This is a genomic window from Pseudofrankia coriaricola (genome assembly GCF_032027725.1).
Lineage (GTDB): Bacteria > Actinomycetota > Actinomycetes > Frankiales > Frankiaceae > Pseudofrankia.
This window is the reverse complement of sequence record NZ_JASNFO010000019.1, coordinates 176,992-193,191: the sequence shown is the minus strand read 5'-3', so window position 1 is coordinate 193,191 and position 16,200 is coordinate 176,992. Positions and strand designations below refer to the sequence as shown.

Annotated in this window: 12 protein-coding genes and 1 pseudogene; 5 read left to right on the top strand and 8 right to left on the bottom strand. The window is 71.7% G+C overall.

Annotated features, from left to right (window positions below):
- The first annotated feature begins 240 nt into the window (after positions 1 to 240).
- Entirely contained in the window at positions 241 to 1,074 is an 834-nt protein-coding gene (locus tag QOZ89_RS12345) for a ferredoxin (protein WP_312623807.1), read from the top strand.
- Positions 1,071 to 2,426 (top strand): NAD(P)/FAD-dependent oxidoreductase, encoded by a 1,356-nt coding sequence (locus QOZ89_RS12340; RefSeq protein ID WP_071048421.1) that lies wholly within the window; start codon positions 1,071 to 1,073, stop codon positions 2,424 to 2,426. The genes QOZ89_RS12345 and QOZ89_RS12340 overlap by 4 nt, the downstream gene beginning before the upstream one ends.
- 10 nt (positions 2,427 to 2,436) lie before the next feature.
- Here QOZ89_RS12340 and QOZ89_RS12335 read toward each other — a convergent pair whose 3' ends face one another.
- Both QOZ89_RS12335 and QOZ89_RS12330 read right to left on the bottom strand, forming a co-directional pair.
- Positions 2,437 to 6,231, bottom strand: a complete 3,795-nt coding sequence (locus QOZ89_RS12335; protein ID WP_083418513.1) for a DEAD/DEAH box helicase — start codon at positions 6,229 to 6,231, stop codon at positions 2,437 to 2,439.
- An 85-nt stretch (positions 6,232 to 6,316) separates the two neighbouring features.
- Positions 6,317 to 7,240: a helix-turn-helix domain-containing protein gene (locus tag QOZ89_RS12330; RefSeq protein ID WP_071048422.1), complete on the bottom strand. Its 924-nt coding sequence runs from the start codon at positions 7,238 to 7,240 to the stop codon at positions 6,317 to 6,319.
- A gap of 121 nt (positions 7,241 to 7,361) precedes the next feature.
- Between QOZ89_RS12330 and QOZ89_RS12325 the strand changes: the two genes are divergently transcribed.
- Positions 7,362 to 8,072, top strand: coding sequence for an SDR family NAD(P)-dependent oxidoreductase (locus QOZ89_RS12325; RefSeq protein ID WP_071048423.1), 711 nt, complete (start codon positions 7,362 to 7,364; stop codon positions 8,070 to 8,072).
- 238 nt (positions 8,073 to 8,310) lie between these two features.
- Positions 8,311 to 9,288: a hypothetical protein gene (locus QOZ89_RS12320; RefSeq protein ID WP_241841663.1), complete on the top strand. Its 978-nt coding sequence runs from the start codon at positions 8,311 to 8,313 to the stop codon at positions 9,286 to 9,288.
- A gap of 88 nt (positions 9,289 to 9,376) precedes the next feature.
- On the opposite strand, the gene QOZ89_RS12315 is transcribed toward QOZ89_RS12320, so the two are convergent.
- From QOZ89_RS12315 to QOZ89_RS47305, 3 genes and pseudogenes are all read right to left on the bottom strand, one after another.
- Complete coding sequence (locus QOZ89_RS12315) at positions 9,377 to 10,231, bottom strand: alpha-ketoglutarate-dependent dioxygenase AlkB (protein ID WP_312623806.1); 855 nt, start codon at positions 10,229 to 10,231, stop codon at positions 9,377 to 9,379.
- 173 nt (positions 10,232 to 10,404) lie between these two features.
- Positions 10,405 to 11,172: a class I SAM-dependent methyltransferase gene (locus QOZ89_RS12310; protein ID WP_071049913.1), complete on the bottom strand. Its 768-nt coding sequence runs from the start codon at positions 11,170 to 11,172 to the stop codon at positions 10,405 to 10,407.
- A gap of 59 nt (positions 11,173 to 11,231) precedes the next feature.
- Positions 11,232 to 11,312, bottom strand: a pseudogene (locus tag QOZ89_RS47305) (hypothetical protein); the annotation flags it as partial.
- Between the two features lie 304 nt (positions 11,313 to 11,616).
- Between QOZ89_RS47305 and QOZ89_RS12300 the strand changes: the two are divergent.
- On the top strand, positions 11,617 to 12,453 hold the full coding sequence (locus tag QOZ89_RS12300; protein WP_071049914.1) for a class I SAM-dependent methyltransferase: 837 nt from the start codon (positions 11,617 to 11,619) through the stop codon (positions 12,451 to 12,453).
- Here the strand turns inward: QOZ89_RS12300 and QOZ89_RS12295 are convergent.
- The 3 genes from QOZ89_RS12295 to QOZ89_RS12285 all read right to left on the bottom strand — a co-directional run bounded on the left by QOZ89_RS12295 (position 12,411) and on the right by QOZ89_RS12285 (position 15,933).
- Complete coding sequence (locus QOZ89_RS12295) at positions 12,411 to 12,998, bottom strand: TniQ family protein (protein ID WP_071049915.1); 588 nt, start codon at positions 12,996 to 12,998, stop codon at positions 12,411 to 12,413. The two genes, QOZ89_RS12300 and QOZ89_RS12295, sit on opposite strands and share 43 nt — an antisense overlap.
- Positions 12,999 to 13,006: 8 nt before the next feature.
- Entirely contained in the window at positions 13,007 to 14,176 is a 1,170-nt protein-coding gene (locus QOZ89_RS12290) for an AAA family ATPase (RefSeq protein ID WP_198543315.1), read from the bottom strand.
- Between the two features lie 128 nt (positions 14,177 to 14,304).
- Positions 14,305 to 15,933, bottom strand: coding sequence for a penicillin-binding transpeptidase domain-containing protein (locus QOZ89_RS12285; RefSeq protein ID WP_241841865.1), 1,629 nt, complete (start codon positions 15,931 to 15,933; stop codon positions 14,305 to 14,307).
- Positions 15,934 to 16,200 lie beyond the last annotated feature (267 nt).

Below are 16,200 nucleotides of genomic sequence, written 5' to 3'. Positions count from 1 at the left end.
ACTCCGCCCGACCCGGGTTTCACGGTGACGGGCCCGGCCTGGTCGCTGCCTCCGGAGCCTTCACCGGGGGAGTGGCAGGCCGCGTCAGCAACGTCGCCGCCGGTACCGGGGCAGTCCCCGCCACCGGGATCCGGTCCGTCGGGGCCGGCCGGGCCGCCCTGGTCCTGGCCGCCGTCGCCGCCGTCGGTGCTGCCGCCGGGAGAGGGGCGCGTTTCCGCGGGATCGCCCGGCGACTGGCGCATGGTCCCGCCACCGCCGCCCCCGCGTTTCGACGAGTCGCACCCGTCCTGGCCGCGTGACGCGATCGCCCCGGTGCCGTTCACCGGCCCGGCTCCCGTGCCGTCGGTGCTGCCGCCGGGAGAGGGGCGCGTTTCCGCGGGATCGCCCGGCGACTGGCGCATGGTCCCGTCACCGCCGCCCCCGCGTTTCGACGAGGCGCACCCGTCCTGGCCGCGTGACGCGATTGCCCCGGTGCCGTTCACCGGCCCGGTTCCCGTCACCGGCACCGGCTCGATGCCCATACCGGCCACCGGGCCGCGGTACCCCTTCGCGAGCCAGGCCACGCACGTCGACCCGGCGCCGATGACCGGGCCGGTACCGACCGCCGGCCTGGCGCCGAGCCTGGGCCCGGCCAGGTCGGACACCGGGCCTGGCGTCGTCGTGCCGAGTTCCTCGCTCCCGGTGCCCGCGGAGCGCACCGGCCCGCTCGCGGCGGGAGCCGGGACCGGCCCCCGTCCCGCGATGGGCACCGGCCCACTGGACGTCACGCCGCTGGCCCGCCTCGGCGGCTCGGCCGTGGGCCGGCAGGCTGGCCGGCCCGCGTTCCAGCCCAACCTGCGGCGAAGGCCCGGCGGCCCGCGGCGCCGGTCCGAGCCGGCGGTGGTGAGTGTCGACAACAACCGCTGCCATCTTTACGCCATCTGCCAGCAGGAGGCGCCGTCGAGCTTCCTGCTGGCAGATGACCACCGGCTCTACTACGACGCGTCGCCGCCGTCGCACCAGATGGCGAGCGTCCGGCAGGCGGCCCGCCTGTGTCCCATGCAGGCGATCACTCTCGAGAACGGCGCGAGATGACGAGGCCTCGGCCCAGGCCCGACATAGCGCACGCACTGGCACGCGTCGGCTGGGCCAGGATCGAGCACCGGCCGCGGCCGCACTCCGTCGTCATCGCGGGTGCGGGCATCGCCGGGCTGCGCGCCGCGGAGCGCCTGCGCGAGCGCGGTTTCGACGGGCAGATCGTGTTCGTCGGCGAGGAGCCCCACAAGCCCTACAACCGCACCCCGCTCTCCAAGCAGCTGCTCGCCAGGACGGGCCGCCTCGGTGACCTGAAGCTGCCCGTCTTCAGCGACCTGGACGCGATCTGGCGGCTCGGTACCAGGGCACTCGGCCTGGACGTCGCCCGCAACCGGCTGCTGCTGGCCCGCGGCGAGGAGGTCGAGTACGACGGCCTGGTGATCGCCACCGGGGTCGAGGCCCGGCACCTCCCCGGCACGCCCCTCTGGTCCGACCACGTCTGGACGCTTCGTGACATGACCGACGCGCGCGGCCTGAGCCGGCGGCTGGCCGACGGTGCCCGGCACATCGCCGTGATCGGCACCGGCTTCATCGGCTGCGAGATCGCGTCCAGCCTCCGCGGCCGGGGCCTGGACGTCACCGTCATCGGCAGAGGCGGGGCGCTGATGTCGTCCGCCATTGGTAAGCAGGTCGGCGGCCTGATGACGCGCCTGCACCGGAACAACCAGGTCGCCCTGCTGCTCGGCCGCAACCCGGTGCGCTGGGCGACCGCGGACTCGCTCACGGAGCGGCCGCGGTCCGGCGCCGGCGTCAGCATCTGGCTGGATGACGGCGGCCGCGTCGACGCGGACGTCGCCGTCGTCGCGGTCGGTGCGCTGCCGGCGACGCGCTGGCTGCAGGGCTCCGGCCTGGACGTCACCGACGGCGTGCTCACCGGGCCGACCACCCACGCGGTCTACATGGACGGCACCACTCCGGTGCTCGCGCCGTCGGTGGTGGCCGCGGGCGACGTCGCTCGCTGGCCGAACCTGCTGTTCGACTGGACGCCTCGGCGCGTCGAGCACTGGATCACGGCGTCCGAGCATGGCCAGGCGGCCGCCGACGCGCTGCTGCTCGGCCCCGACCAGGCGTCGGCGTTCACCCCGACCCCCCGGTTCTGGACCGAGCAGTTCGGCGTCCGCCTGCAGGGTGTCGGCCGCCCCGGCCTGGCCGACGCCTGCTGCCTGGCGGAAGGCTCGACCAAGTCCCTCGAGTTCGTCGCCGTCTACACCCGCCAGGGCGTGGTCGTCGGCGCCGTCAGCGCCAACGCCGGCGTGCGCCTCCTCGAGTACGCCGACCTCATCGGCTGGCCGCTGGACGCCCCGACCCCGGCTGGCATGCCCGCCCCCCGAACACCGATGGCCACGGTCTGAGCGACGTCTCTCAGTCGAAGAGGTGGCGGACGTCGTCCTCGGTGAGGGTGGCGCCGAAGGCGGCGCCGTCGTCGATGACGCTGGTGAACAGGTGCGCCTTGCGGGCGGCCAGCGACATCACCTTGTCCTCGATGGTGTCACGGGCGACCAGCCGGTAGACCATGACGTTGCGGGTCTGACCGATGCGATGCGTGCGGTCGACGGCCTGCGCCTCGGTGGCCGGGTTCCACCACGGGTCGAGCAGGAAGCAGTAGTCGGCCTCGGTGAGGTTCAGGCCGAAGCCGCCAGCCTTGAGGCTGACGAGGAAGACGCTCGCGTCGCCGGACTTGAACCGTTCCACCACCGTCGCCCGGTCGCGGGTCTTGCCGTCGAGATAGCAGTACTCGACGCCCGCGGCGGCAAGCCGGTCGCGGATCTTGCCAAGGAAGCCGGTGAACTGGCTGAACACGAGCGCGCGGTGGCCGCCCCCGACGACGTCGGTGAGCTGCTCCAGCAGGCTCTCGATCTTGGCGGACGGCAGGTCGGCATGGTCGTCGTCGACGAGGCCGGCGTGCAGGCTCAGCTGGCGCAGCAGGGTGAGCGAGCGCAGGATCGTGAACCGGTTGCGGCCCAGGTCGCTGACCAGGCCGAGGACCTTCTGCCGCTCCCGCTGCAGGTGAGTCTGGTAGAGCCGGCGGTGGCGCGGATGCAGGTCGACCTCGAGCACCTGTTCCTGCTTCAGGGGGAGCTCGGGGGCGGCCTGTTCCTTGGTGCGGCGCAGCATGAGCGGCCGGATCCGCCCGCGCAGCCGGGCGAGCAGCTCCGGGTCGTGCCTGCGCTCGATCGGCTGGGCGTAGTAGTCGCGGAACCGGGCCGGATTCGGGAACAGCCCCGGAGCTGTGATCGACAGCAGCGACCACAGCTCCATCAGGTTGTTTTCCATCGGCGTGCCGGTGATCGCGAGCTTGAACGGCGCGGGCAGCCGCCGGGCGCACTGGTAGGCCTTGGACTGGTGGTTCTTCACCATCTGCGCCTCGTCGAGCACCAGGGCCGACCAGTCGAGCGTCGCGTAGTCGTCGATCTCGAGGCGGAACAGTGTGTAGGACGTGACGACGATGTCAGCGCCGGCCGCGACGTCGCGCAGCGCGGCGCCGCGACGCTTCGCCGTGTCGACGATGGTGACGGCCCGCAGGTCCGGCGCGAACCGGCGCGCCTCCGTCGCCCAGTTGGCCACGACGCTCGTCGGCGCGACGACGAGGAACGGCGCGAACGTCTGGGCCGGCCCGGCCGCCGGGTGCGGCCCGTCCTCGGTGCTGGAACTGGCGTCGGCGCCCTCCGGGGCGTCGGCGGGCGTCGCCGCGGCGGCAGAGGTGGTGGTGGCACCGCCTGTGGTGGCACCGGTAGTGGCGGCGGCGGTGGCGGTCTCGCGGGCGTGGCAGATGAGGGCGAGGGTCTGCAGGGTCTTGCCGAGCCCCATGTCGTCGGCCAGGATCCCACCCAGCCGGTTCTCCCAGAGGAACGCCAGCCACCGGAAGCCATCGAGCTGGTACGGGCGCAGCGTCGCGGCCAGCGCCGCCGGCGCCGCGAGGTCCGCGCGCGGCGCCGTGACCGCGAGCAGCCCGCCGACCTGCTCGCGCCAGGCGGCGGCCTGCCGCTCGACGACGCCGAGCGTGGCCAGCTCCTCCCACAGGCCGGCCTGGAACCGGCTGATCCGCGGGCTCTCGCCCGACCAGTCCCCGAGCGCCCTGGCCTCCTCGATGAGCCGGCGCAGCGCCGCGAGCTCTGGCTTCTCCAGGCTGAAGTAGGCGCCGTCGGGCAGCAGCAGGTACTCGTCACCCCGGTCCAGCGCGACGAACAGGTCGCGGAAGCTGACCTGGCGGCCCTCGACGGTGATGGTGACGCCCAGGTCGAACCAGTCGTTGTCGCCCTCGACGTCGTCGACGGACAGCGCGATGCGCAGGCTGTCACCGGCCTCCCGGTAGTCGGCCGCCTCGCCCTCGACCTCGACCCGCAGCCCCGGCCGTCCCGCCAGCAGCGGGAGCACCTCCGTCGTCACCCGCATCGTCTCGGCCCCGCGCAGCCGGGCGGTCCCTGGCGCCGGCAGCGACGACTGGCCGGCCACCCCGGGCGCGTCGCCGGGCCCGGCCAGGAACCGCTCCGCCTCGGCGGCCTCCGTGGCCGCGGCCAGCAGTTCGGCGGCGGCGGGCGGCAGGTCGAGCGCGGCGAGCACCCGCTGCTCGGCGCGGACATCCCGCGGCCCGGCCAGTGCCCCCGCCGCCAGGTCGCCCTCAGCCGCCGTGCCGCCGGGCGGACCGGCGGGCAGCAGCGGGGCGCGGACCTCCTCGCCGCCGATCTCGTACGCCCACTCCCAGAACAGGTCGAGGTCGTGGTCGTCGCCGTAGGCCGCCCGCAGCACCAGCGTGGGCGGGGACACCTCGGGCACGTCGAACGAGCCGTCGCTGGAGACGACGGGCGCCAGGCGGCGCAGACGCGGGTAGAACTCGGCGAGGAACCGTCCCTGCCCGGCCGCCGGCACGACCAGCCGCCGGCCCTCGAGCGTCATCCGCCGCAATGGCGGTGCGACGGGCTCGGCGAGGCGGGCGAGGTGGATGTGCCAGTCGCGGCGGTCATCGGTCGCGCGGGCTTCCGCCCGGTCGACGTAGACGACCCCGTGGCCGTTCTCGCCGATGAAGCAGAACGGCGCCAGCTGAGGGGCGAGCTCGCCGTCGAGGCGCAGCACGGGGACGATCGTCAGCGCCCCCGGTCCGCCGCCGTCACCACCACCGCGGCCGTCGTCGCTGCTCGGCTCGCGGGTGACGTCGAGGACCAGCTCGCCGTGACGGTAGGGCGCGACGTCGCCCAGTTTCTTGCGGCCGTGGACGAACCGCAGCCCGACCGTCTCGGCCTCGTCCAGCAGCGCCCACAGCGCCCTGCTGTCGAACGTCGACAGGTCGAGCCGCCTGCCGTCACCCTGGCGGTAGCCGTAGGGGTACGACGACTGCCGCGCCCTGGACAGCGCGAACATCTCCCGCAGCAGCTGGACGTGGGCCGGGGCGTAGTCGGTGACATGGTGCCAGGCGGTCAGCTGGTCCCAGCTGACGGCGTTCACCCAGCCGGTCCTGCCCTGCCTGACGAGCCGCGCGGTCACCCGAGGGTCCGCACCGGCGTCCGACACGAGGCTCAGCTCCACGGCGAGCGGTGTCGCTCCGGCGAGCGGCGGCGGCGTCCACCCGGCGCCGTGCCGGGCGTGCGGGTCGTCGTCCGCCTTGAGCTCGAGGAGCTCGCCGAGGGACCGCTCCCAGGAGGGCGGCGCCGCGGCCCGTCGTGCGGGCCTTTGCGTCGCGGCGGCGCCCGGCTGCTTCCTGGCGGTGCCCGGCCGTGCGGCGTTCACGCCCACGGAGACAGTGCCCGCCCGCCGTGCCGCCGCGGCCAGCGTCTCCAGCGCCTGCGTGGCCGCCCGCGCGGCGGAGGATGCCGACGCGGCCGGGCCGCCGCCGGCCTGGTCGCCGCCGGCGGCCAGAACCAGCGCGACGACGTGCTTGCAGTCGGCACCCACCGGGCAGGAACAGAGGCCCGTGCCGAAGCGGCGCGACGCCCCGTCGCCCTCGAACCGGACTATCGTCGAGTAGGGCCTCAGCCCGCTGCCGCGCACCCGGCCGAGCAGCTCACCCGCGGCCTCGTCCCAGCGGATGTCGACGACGTTGCCGCGCAGCGCGTACGACGAGCCCCGGGCGTAGGTCGCGTCGGAGACGGCCTCGCGCAAGCCGACGACGGTGGGTCCTAGGTTCGGCCCGGCGGCGGGGGAGCGCCGTGACAGGGGAGCCATGGTCGGCAACTTAGCAGCGGCGCCGTTTCCGCCGGCTAGGTGCTTTTGCTCCCGCGGCCACGGCCCACCACTGGCCCACGCACTCTCACGCTTCCGCGGGCCCGGGGTGTAGGCCACTGGCGGCCGGCGTGGCCTCGGGGTCGGAAGTGAGCCGCTGGGTGCCGACGACGCGTAGGAGGGCGAGAGCGTCGGCCTCGGGGGTGCCGGGCGGCGCGGAGTAGACGACGACGGACTGGTCGACGTCGGGGACGTGCAGCGCGTCGCAGTCCAGCGTCAGCGGGCCAAGCGACGGGTGGACGACGGTCTTGCGGTGGCTGCGCCAGCCGCCGGCCTGCCCGCTGGCCCAGAGGCGGCGGAAGTCGGCCGAGCCGGCGCGCAGCCGCGCGAGCAGCTCCGCCAGGCCCGGGTCCCGGGGGTACCGGGCCGCGGCGGAGCGCAACGCGGCGACCGCCTGCGCCGCGGTCGACTCCCGCTCCTCCTCCGTCTCCCCGACGCGGCTGCGGCGGGCGTCGAGCTCCGGGCCGGGCAGGAACCGCAGCAGGTTGATGTTGCGCCACTCCGGCGGGACGGCCGACCAGTCGCCATGCAGGGCACTGGCCATGGCGTTCCAGGCCAGCACGTCACCCTTGGCGCTCACCACGACCGTCGGCAGGTCGACGAACCGGTCGATGAGGCGCAGCACGCTCGGCCGGACATGCATCTCGATCATCCCCGGCGCGGGCGGTGCCCACCCGGCGAGGTGGAGCAGCTCGTCACGGCCCGCGGTGTCGAGGCGCAGCGCCCGCGCGAGCGCCTGCAGGACCTGCGTCGAGGGCCGCGGCCCGCGGCCCTGCTCCAGCCGGACGAGGTAATCGACGCTGATCCCGGCGAGCAGGGCGAGCTCCTCGCGGCGCAGCCCGGCGACCCGCCGGGACGCCCGCGGCCCGGCGGGCAGTCCGACGTCCTCCGGGCCGACCCGCTCCCTCGCGCGCCGGATCGCCGCGGCCAGCCCGGCACGGTCGACAGTCACGCTCCCAGCATGCTCCCGCGCGGCGCGGTGAGGCCGGCCGTGGACGGGATGAAGGTGGTACCGCCGGTCCCACGACCGCGCGGCCCTCCTGCCCACCGCGCGGCCGCCGGATGCTGGTCCCATGACAACCGCGCTGATCACCGGGGCCAACAAGGGCCTCGGCCTGGAGACCACCCGCCGCCTCGCCACCCTCGGCTGGACCGTCTGGCTCGGCTCCCGCGACGCCGACCTCGGCGAGAAGGCGGCGGCGTCGATCGCCGCCGACCAGCCCGGCGCCGACGTCCGGGCCCTGCCGCTCGACGTCACCGTCGACGACTCCGTCGCCGTGGCCCTCGCCGCCGTCCGCGACGCGGGCACCGGGCTGGATGTCCTGGTCAACAACGCCGGTCTCGCCGGCGCCCGCAAGCCGCCGGCTGAGACGGTGCCGGCCGACTTTCTCGCGGTCTTCGGCGTCAACCTGCTCGGCCCGGTCCGGATGACGCACGCCTTCCTGCCGCTGCTGCGCGAGTCGGCGGCGCCCCGGCTGGTCATGGTGTCCAGCGGCATGGGCTCGTTCGGGATCACGACGGACCCGGACCGGCTCGAGTCGACCCTGCACGGCCTCGTCTACCCGTCGTCCAAGGCGGCGCTGAACATGGTCGCGACGATGTACGCGAAGTCGCTCTCCGACATCGACGTCCGCGTCGTCGACCCCGGCTACACCGCGACCGGTCTCAACGGCTTCAGCGGCCACCAGACCGTCACCGAAGGCACCGACGCCATCGTCGAGGCCTGCACCGCGGCGACCGCCCCCGCGCTCTTCTTCGACCGAAACGGCGCCGTTCCCTGGTAGCCGTCCGGGACCGCCCGGCCGGGTGGGCGGCGGTGCGCCGGCATCGGGCCGAACCCGTGGGAACAGCTCCGCTGAGTCCGGTGGGTCAACCGTCGACGTCAACTGACGCCAAAGTCCCGGAAGAGCGCTCAACAAGCGCTCGTCTCGCGTTTTCGAGCGCTTGTTTTCGCTTTTCGGTCGCGATGGATACTGCACTCGAACCTCCCTTGCTCTCGGCGGGTATTAGAGGACCCTTCCGGTGGTCTTCCCGCAGGCCGGCGGGTTGGTGGAGGAAAAACGCCAGAATAAAGCGTCAACCGCTGGCCGATTTGTCGCATGCTGGTCGAGTTCCGTATGGTTGGCGGCATGCCGAGCGGGGCGCATGAAGCGCCGATCGAGATGGCCACCATGGGCCCGGACGTGGTGGTCAAGCTGCTGCCGAGATTCGGGCACCCGGCACCCGGCTCCCGAGTCTCGAGATGTCATCGAGCCGGGAACGGCGATGCGGATGATGGCGCCCCGCACCTACCATGCCGACGGGGCACAGCTGTTCCGCCATCCCAACGGCAGCGCGGAGCTGGGCGTCGTGCTCGAGGTGCAGCGTCGCTGGGACCCGGAGAAACAGTGGATCTGGCTGCTCTATGTGGCACACATGACCGTCAGGCTGCGGGTCAGGACGGTGCTGCTGGTCTATTGTTCCGACCCTGCGGTCGCTGCGCGCTACAAGAAGCTGTTCGACCCTGAGGACCGCTCCGTGCCGCTGCGGCCTATTATCTTCTCACCGCTCGACGTGCCGCGGGTCGTCGATGTCGAGGAGGCCAGGACGGACCCGGTGTTCGCGGTGTTCTCGGTGATCTGCCACGGCGGGGATGCCGACATCGATGACCTCTTCCCCGCACTGGCGGCGGCGCTGGAAACGGTTAGCACCGAGACCGGGACCTCGTACGATGACATAGTTCGCGCCGGGCTGCCGCCGGATGCCCGAGCACGTTGGGAGGCCTACATGGTCAAGACCGATGGCCACAGGTTCTACAGCGACTACTACCGTGAGCTCGACGCCCGGTCGCGAGCTGACGAGAGGAGTCGCTCGGTGCTGGCTGTGCTGGAAGAGCGCGGCGTGCCCGTGTCCGACGCCGCCCGCGAGCGGATCCTCGCCTGCGGCGACCTGGACCGGCTCGATACCTGGCTCCGCCGCGCGATCACCGCCACCTCTGTCGACGACGTCATCCGCGACTGAACCGGTACCGAGAGTGCACACCCAGACACCCAGGCAGCGGCAACTCGATCATCGCAACCCACCTCGGCGAACGTAGGTGGCCAGCGCACTAGCGGACGTTTCGGGGGCGGAACTGGACGCTGATGCGGGGGCCGACGGGTCGGGCCGTCTTGGGGACGGCGTGCTCCCAGGTGCGCTGGCAGCTGCCGCCCATGACGAGCAGGTCGCCGTGGCCGAGCTCGTGCCGGATCGGCGTCGTCCCGCCGGCCTCCGTGCCGCCGGGGCGGGGATAGGCGCCAGTGCCCCTGCCGCCCGGGCGCGTAACCCAGCGGGGGTCGGCGGGGCCGCCTGCGCGGGGGCGTAGCAGGAGTGCCCGCGGGGCGCCGAGTATCAGGATCGCGACCATCGTGTCCTCGGTGGAGCCGCGGCCGGTCCGGTCGCCGTGCCAGGCGACGCTGTCGCGGCCGTCGCGGTAGAAGGCCAGCCCGACGGTCGTGAACCGCTCGCCGAGCTCCGCCACGTAATGCTCGTCGAGGGCCTGCCGGGCCGCGTCCAGGACCGGATCGGGAAGCGGCTGGCCCTGGTCGTAGAAGCGGAGCAGCCGGGGTACGTCGATCGTCCGGTCGTACATCGGCCGCCGCTCGGCCCGCCAGGGGACCTCGGCACGCAGCCGCTCGAACAGTGAGTCCGCACCCGCGATCCAATGCCGCCGCACGTCGACCCACGCCCCGCCGGCCAGCCGATGCCGTCGCAGCCCGGCGCCCGGCGGCCTGACCCGCGCCGCCGCTCCCGCGCCCGATACGCCCGCGTCGGCGAAGCCAGCGTCGCGCGGGGCGGGGTTGAGCAGATCCACGTGCGGCAGGTCCGTGTCGAGCAGGTCCGTGTCGAGCAGGTCCGTGTCGAGCAGGTCCGTGTCGAGCAGGTCCGTGTCGAGCAGTGACGCCTGGAATGGTGCTCCCACCATGCGATCACCTTATCAAACAGGTGTTCGAACGTGTGGTGAAATGGCGTTGATGGCCGTCCCGAGCGTGCTGTGACCCCCAGCGATAGTTGGCGGATCCAAGCCCAACTTGGCGGGTGCGGGTGCACCCGCACCGGCGGGAGATCGCGTAGGCGAGAACGAGTACTACTTGTCGGCTATGTCCTGGTGGCGATGAGCGCCCCGACTGTGACGGCTTCGACGAGGTCGGCGTCGGAGAGTTCCTGCAGCGCGTCTGTGAGGGTGTGTTCGAAGGCGGACCGCTGGTCGCCGAGAAGGTGGCGCAGGGGAATCGAGGTCGAGTAGAGGTAGCCGATGATCCGTTCGATGGTCCAGCGCCGGGAGAACTCGTAGGTGAAGCGTTCGACATGCTGGAACGCGGAGCGGGCGAGGACCGACTCGGGGCCTTCGGCGGCCTGCGTGGGCGCCGCGTGGGAGGGATTGTGGTCAGGCCCGAGGAAGCGCTGTTGCACCGCATCGACCATGCGCTGCCAGGGGGTGCTCGCCTGGACCAGGCAGGAGTCGCCGACGATTACCAGACCGCCGTCGTCGGTGACCATGCCGGCGAGAGCGGCGAGGACCTGGTCCCGGTCCATCCAGTGGAACGAGCGGCCCATCGTCACCAGCCGGAACCGCCCGAAGTTGCCTGGCAGGTCGCCGGAGCGGTCCAGCGTCCAGGTCACGTTGGTGATCCCGGCGGCCCTGGCCTGCGCGGCCGCCTCCTGCAGCATCTCTGCTTCCGGGTCAACGCCGACTGCCTCGCCGACGTGACGGGCGAGCGGGAGAGCCAGCTGGCCGGTGCCGCAGCCGAGGTCGAGGAGCCGGCCGGTGCCGTCGAGACGGAAGCGCCGCACCACCTCATCGATGAGCTCTGGAGGGTAGCCGGGTCGAAATCGCGCGTAGTACCAGGCTGTCCCGGCAAACAGGGCCGTAGGTAGTCCAGGGCCTTGGCGAGCTCTTCTCGGTCGGCGGCCTTGCCGGAGGCCTTATCGGCGAAGATCCGGATGCAGCCGACCCGGGTCAGCTGGGCGGTCTGCCGGTCGAGGCGCTGGTCTTTGGTCGACACCCGGGCGTACCCGACGAGGGCGCCGGTGAGGATCGCGGGCTCGGCGTCTAGGAAGTCGTCGGCGGCCTGACGGATCACCTGAGATGGCGGAGCCGTCGGGGAGGGTCGTCACACCTGGAAAGTGTAGGGAAAACGGCTCCCTCCGAGTTGTTGAACAATCGGAGTTCTCAACATGTTTTTCCGACAGATTTTCCGGGGCTGCCAGTTTGCGCGGGGGACTTCGGGCGGGGTGTTGAGAATCGATCGATTCTCAACACCCACCAGGTGTCGGCACTCGCTCGAATCGGCCTGCCACACTGCGGGCATGAACGGAAACTCTCCCGATGACGGGCTCGCCGCGAACCGCGCCCTCTGGGATGCTCGTGCCCAGGCACACGGCACGACCCCCAACGACATGCTCTACGACGTCGATTCGTTCCTGGCGGGCCGGCAGACGCTCTACGGGATCGAGTTGGAGCTGGCCGGTGATGTGACCGGCCAGGATGTGCTGCATCTGCAGTGCCACTTCGGCATGGACACACTCAACTGGGCCCGTCTGGGTGCCAGGGTCACCGGTGTCGATTTCTCGTCGACGGCGATCGTCCGGGCACGCGAGCTGGCCGAGCTCGCGGGCCTGACCGCCGATTTCGTCGAGGCGGACACGCAGAATCTACCGTCCGGCTTGGCGGGCAGGTTCGATCTGGTGATCGCCACCTACGGGGTGCTGTGCTGGATCGGGGACCTTGACGCGTGGATGCGTGGTGCGGCGATGGCGCTGCGGCCGGGAGGAAGGCTGGTGCTGGTCGACCTGCATCCCGCCTACCAGACCCTGGCCACCTATGAGCCGCTCGTGGCCGACTGGCCCTACGGTGGAGGGGAGCCCCAGCGTGAGGTCGTCACGGGCACGTATGCGGACCCGGACCTGCCGATGACCGCACAGGAGGTGGTCCAGTACCCGCACTCGGTGGGCGAGATCGTGACAGCGGCCGCCGGATCGGGACTGATCATCGACCGGCTCGGCGAGCACACCGAGGCCGAATTCCCCGGAAGTCGCATCCTGCCCGAAGGACCCGACGGCACCCGTCGGTTCCCGTTCGGCGACACCTACCTCCCGATCCTCTACTCGCTCCGAGCGAGATCACCCCGAACGGCCCCTGCGTAGCCGCCCGCGCGGCACGGTGCCCCGCCCGCGCCCGGCTGGAGGTCGAGCACACGGGCTTGGACGGCGAGCGGACGTTCGTGGATGGTGCACGCGAACACAACGGGCACCCGCCAGGATTTCCTCCAGGCTCCGCCGTGGCGTTGTTGGATGGTGCTCCCGTCTCCGGCCAGGCAGTCAGGGCAGTAGCGGGTGGACTGGGTGAACACCCAGCGGACGAGTCCGGTGATTCCGCTGGCCTGGCGGATCCAGATATCGGGGGCAAGGTCAAGTGGCGGGTAGCGACCGCCAAGGTTGGCCAGGGCCAACGCCGCGGCTTCCTGGGAGCTCAGCCGGGTCGCGTCGGCGAATCGCTGTGTGGTGGCCGGGTCCATCCAGAGCAGGCGTCTGGCTGGGATCGACGATTGCTGCTGGGGAAGGAGAAGTCCGGTGATAGCCGCCAGGTGCCCAAGGGGCTGGTCCAGCCGGTGCGCCAGCCGCAGCAGGTAGCCAGGCAGCGTTTCGTCGGACAGCGGGTCGAGGCTGCGGGGCAGCGGGCGAGATCTCATCGGCGCAGTCAGGCGGTGGAAGAAGTGCCGGGGTCGTCGAAGACGGTGCTGCGTGGTCGACGACGTGTCTTGGTGGTCGGCCGGGGGTGGCCGGGGACGGTGGGCAGCTCGCCGGCGGTGGGATCGCGGCGCGGCGGGTTGCCGAGGTTGATCGTGACGCCGTCCAACAGGTTGGAGGTCAGCCGCTCCTCGCCGCTGTCGAGTGCTGCCGTGCAGCCGTCCTCGATCAGCCGTTCCAGCAGGCCGACGATGCCGCCAGCGCGGCGGAACAGGTATTCGGGCGTGTCCCCGGCCGTGAGCATGCCGGGCTCGGCGCGCAGCAGCCGCAGCTGGTTCTCGATCCCGGCCAGATGGCTGATCCAGGCGTCGATGTCGGTGGGGGTGTCGTAGCGGAAGGGATCGAGGTCGACCAGGTCGAAACGGCGTTCGGTCTGGGTGGCGGCCTCGTCGCCGGCGGCCCGGCCGCGGGTGCCGGCGGGTGGGAACACCCATTGGCCGGTGCGCGGGTCGTGGCGGCCTTCGCGCAGCAGCCCGGAGGCGGGGATGCCGACACCGACGAGGACCAGGGTGACCGACATGCTCATCAGGCTGCGGATCAGGTCGAGCACGTCCTGGTCGGCTTCGCGGTGCATCTTCAACCGGGTGATGTCGTCGAGGATCAACACCTTGGTCCCGTGCTCGTGCAACGCGGTCTTCACCGTGCGCACCAGCTGCGGGAGGGTCATGTTCTTGTGCTGCTCCCCGTAGAAGTCGAGGATCGCCTCGCAGGTGCTCTTCGGTTTCGCGGTGACCGGGGTCTGGACGTAGGCGACGGGGGCGTGCAGATCGCGGGTGCCGGGCAGTGCATCCGGGTTGAGCTGGTGGTGGAGCTCCAGCCACTGTTCCTCGAAGACCGCTGCGGTCTCGCAGACGGTCTCGGTCTTGCCCTGGTAGCCGCCGCCGTTGACCATCAGCCCGGCCCGGGTGCTCGGCCTGAATTTGATCGCGTTGCTGCGGATTCGGGACATCATCACCCGCGACACCGCGGCGCTCATCGGTGTTTCCTGGACCACGAGGTTCGCGTGGGTGGCGAGCCGGTGCAGGTCGTGGAGCTGACGCTGGCGCGGGCTCATCGCCCGCCACTGCGCGAACGTCAAGCTGTAGGTTCCTCCGTTGATCTTCCAGTCGGGGCGAGCCACCGGGGTTTCCCAGACTCGGTGTCACTAGGCGCAGCACTGACTTACTGGGTTCCGATGGCAGTTCTGCTGGATGTCGCCGGACAGGCCGGCGTCGAGCATTGCATGTCCAGCGAGTCCGGGACCTTGATCTAATAGCTGGACAGGAAGTGCTGAACTTCCGGGGCGGCGAACTGGGCGCCGTACCCGGCGTTGAGGACAAGGCAGGCGACGGCGATGTCCTGGGCTGGGTCGAAGGCCACGAACCAGCTGTTGGGCTGCCCCTGGTTGTCGACGTCCGCGGTTCCTGTCTTGGCGTAGACGGTCGGGCCGAACCCGAGCCCGGCGGCCGTGCCCTCGGTGACCACATCGCGCATCATGGTTTTCAGCTGCGAGTCGACGCTGGCGGGCAGGGGCGTCGCGGCGATCTGCGAGGCTCCGGGCAGCAGAATGGGCTGCTTGAAGGTCCCGTCCGCGACGGTGGCCGCCACTGAGGCCATCGCGAGCGGAGACGCGGTGATGTGGCCCTGGCCGAACATGTTCTGGGCCAGCTCGGAGCCGCTGGCGCTTGCCGGCTGGTTGTAGTAGGTGGCAGGCTTGCCGAGGCCGATGTCCCAGGGCTGGTTGAGGCCGAAGTACTCCTTGGCGACCGAGGCGAGGCGGCCGTTGCTCTCCTGCTGCCACCACTGGCTGAACGCGTTGTTGCAGGACTGGGCGAAGTCGTAGGAGAACGGCGTCGACGCCGGCTCGGACTCGTCCTTATCGTTGTGGTAGCTGATGCCCTGCACCGTGTAGACGGCGGGGCAGGCGACCGGGGTGCTCGCGGTGAGGACCCCCTGGATGATCAGTGCCGCGGCCGAGATGATTTTTCCGGTCGAGCCTGGTGCCACCGCGGCGGTGAGCGCGAAGTCGTTGTAGCCGGCGTTGTTGGCGATGGCCAGGATCTGGCCGGTGGACGGCTGGATGGCGACGATCGAGCTTTGCGGGTGCTCCGCGACGACGCTGCGCGCGGCCTGTTCCGCCTTGGCGTTGATGGTGGTGGCCAGGGTGGCGTCGACCGGCGTGGTGATTGCAGCCCGGGTGCCCTTGACCGGCGTGCCGTCGGCGGACTGGATCTCGACGGCGAGTCCCGGTTGCCCCAGGTCCTTGGGTGGGCTGGCCTTCAGTAGTCCCGCGATCGTGTTCAGGCCCGGGTCCTGATACGAGGTGAGACTGTTGCCGCTGGAGTCGACGACGGACGTCGCCTTCGGCGCCACCGGGACGGCGGCGAGGTGGGTGGTCGCGGTGAGGTTCGGCGCGAGAGCGTCAGGTGCCCACGCGATGGACCACGCTGGCGAGTCCGGCTTCTGGTAGGCGACCAGCGACGAGTGGTAGCTCCAGGTACCACTGATCGTCCCGGTGCCTGCCGAGGTCGCGACCAGGGCGTTCACCGCGAAGGCGACCTTGACCCGCGGCGTCGACGCGGTCTCGGGCGGCGCCCTTTCGGTCAGCTCAGTGGCGCCGGTGGGCGAGCCGCTCAGCGTCCCGAGATGGAGGCCCTCGCGGTACGCGGCGAGCGCCGCCCCGGCGGCCTGCGGGCTGTCGGTGTAGCCGGCCGCCAACCCGAGGCTGCCGGCCCCCCACGCACGCAGGAACGCGGTGGTGATCTGCTCGCCGTCCTGCTCGGGGGAGGCCCCCGTCGGTACGAACCCGACGACGGGATGGCTCTTCTTGCCTGGCGCGATCACGCTCACGATGGTCGCGGTGACGCCGACCACGAGGACCACGGACACGGTCGTCACGAGCGTGATGAACTTCCACGGCCTCCTCCGGCCTCGGTGGCGCCTGGCCGGGCGAGGCGCGTCCTGCCACCCGCGCTCCGTGTCCGAGGGGGGCGGGTTCCGCCACTCGTACGCCGTGTCGTACTCCGCCTCCGGGTCGGCTGAGTTGTCCGGGTGGGCTGAGTTCTTCGACTCGTACCCCGTGTCTGCCCATGAACGGTTTTCGGCCGGATCCGGCGTCCACGGGTCCATGCCGCGCACGCTACGGGTGGCGATTCATGCCGTCAA

What these genes read in the sequence shown, in the direction of transcription:
- QOZ89_RS12345 (WP_312623807.1), top strand. Translation starts at nt 241, where the DNA reads ATGGTCCCGCCACCGCCGCCCCCGCGTTTCGACGAGTCGCACCCGTCC.
- QOZ89_RS12340 (WP_071048421.1), top strand. Translation starts at nt 1,071, where the DNA reads ATGACGAGGCCTCGGCCCAGGCCCGACATAGCGCACGCACTGGCACGC.
- QOZ89_RS12335 (WP_083418513.1), bottom strand. Translation starts at nt 6,231, where the DNA reads ATGGCTCCCCTGTCACGGCGCTCCCCCGCCGCCGGGCCGAACCTAGGA.
- QOZ89_RS12325 (WP_071048423.1), top strand. Translation starts at nt 7,362, where the DNA reads ATGACAACCGCGCTGATCACCGGGGCCAACAAGGGCCTCGGCCTGGAG.
- QOZ89_RS12315 (WP_312623806.1), bottom strand. Translation starts at nt 10,231, where the DNA reads ATGGTGGGAGCACCATTCCAGGCGTCACTGCTCGACACGGACCTGCTC.
- QOZ89_RS12300 (WP_071049914.1), top strand. Translation starts at nt 11,617, where the DNA reads ATGAACGGAAACTCTCCCGATGACGGGCTCGCCGCGAACCGCGCCCTC.
- QOZ89_RS12295 (WP_071049915.1), bottom strand. Translation starts at nt 12,998, where the DNA reads ATGAGATCTCGCCCGCTGCCCCGCAGCCTCGACCCGCTGTCCGACGAA.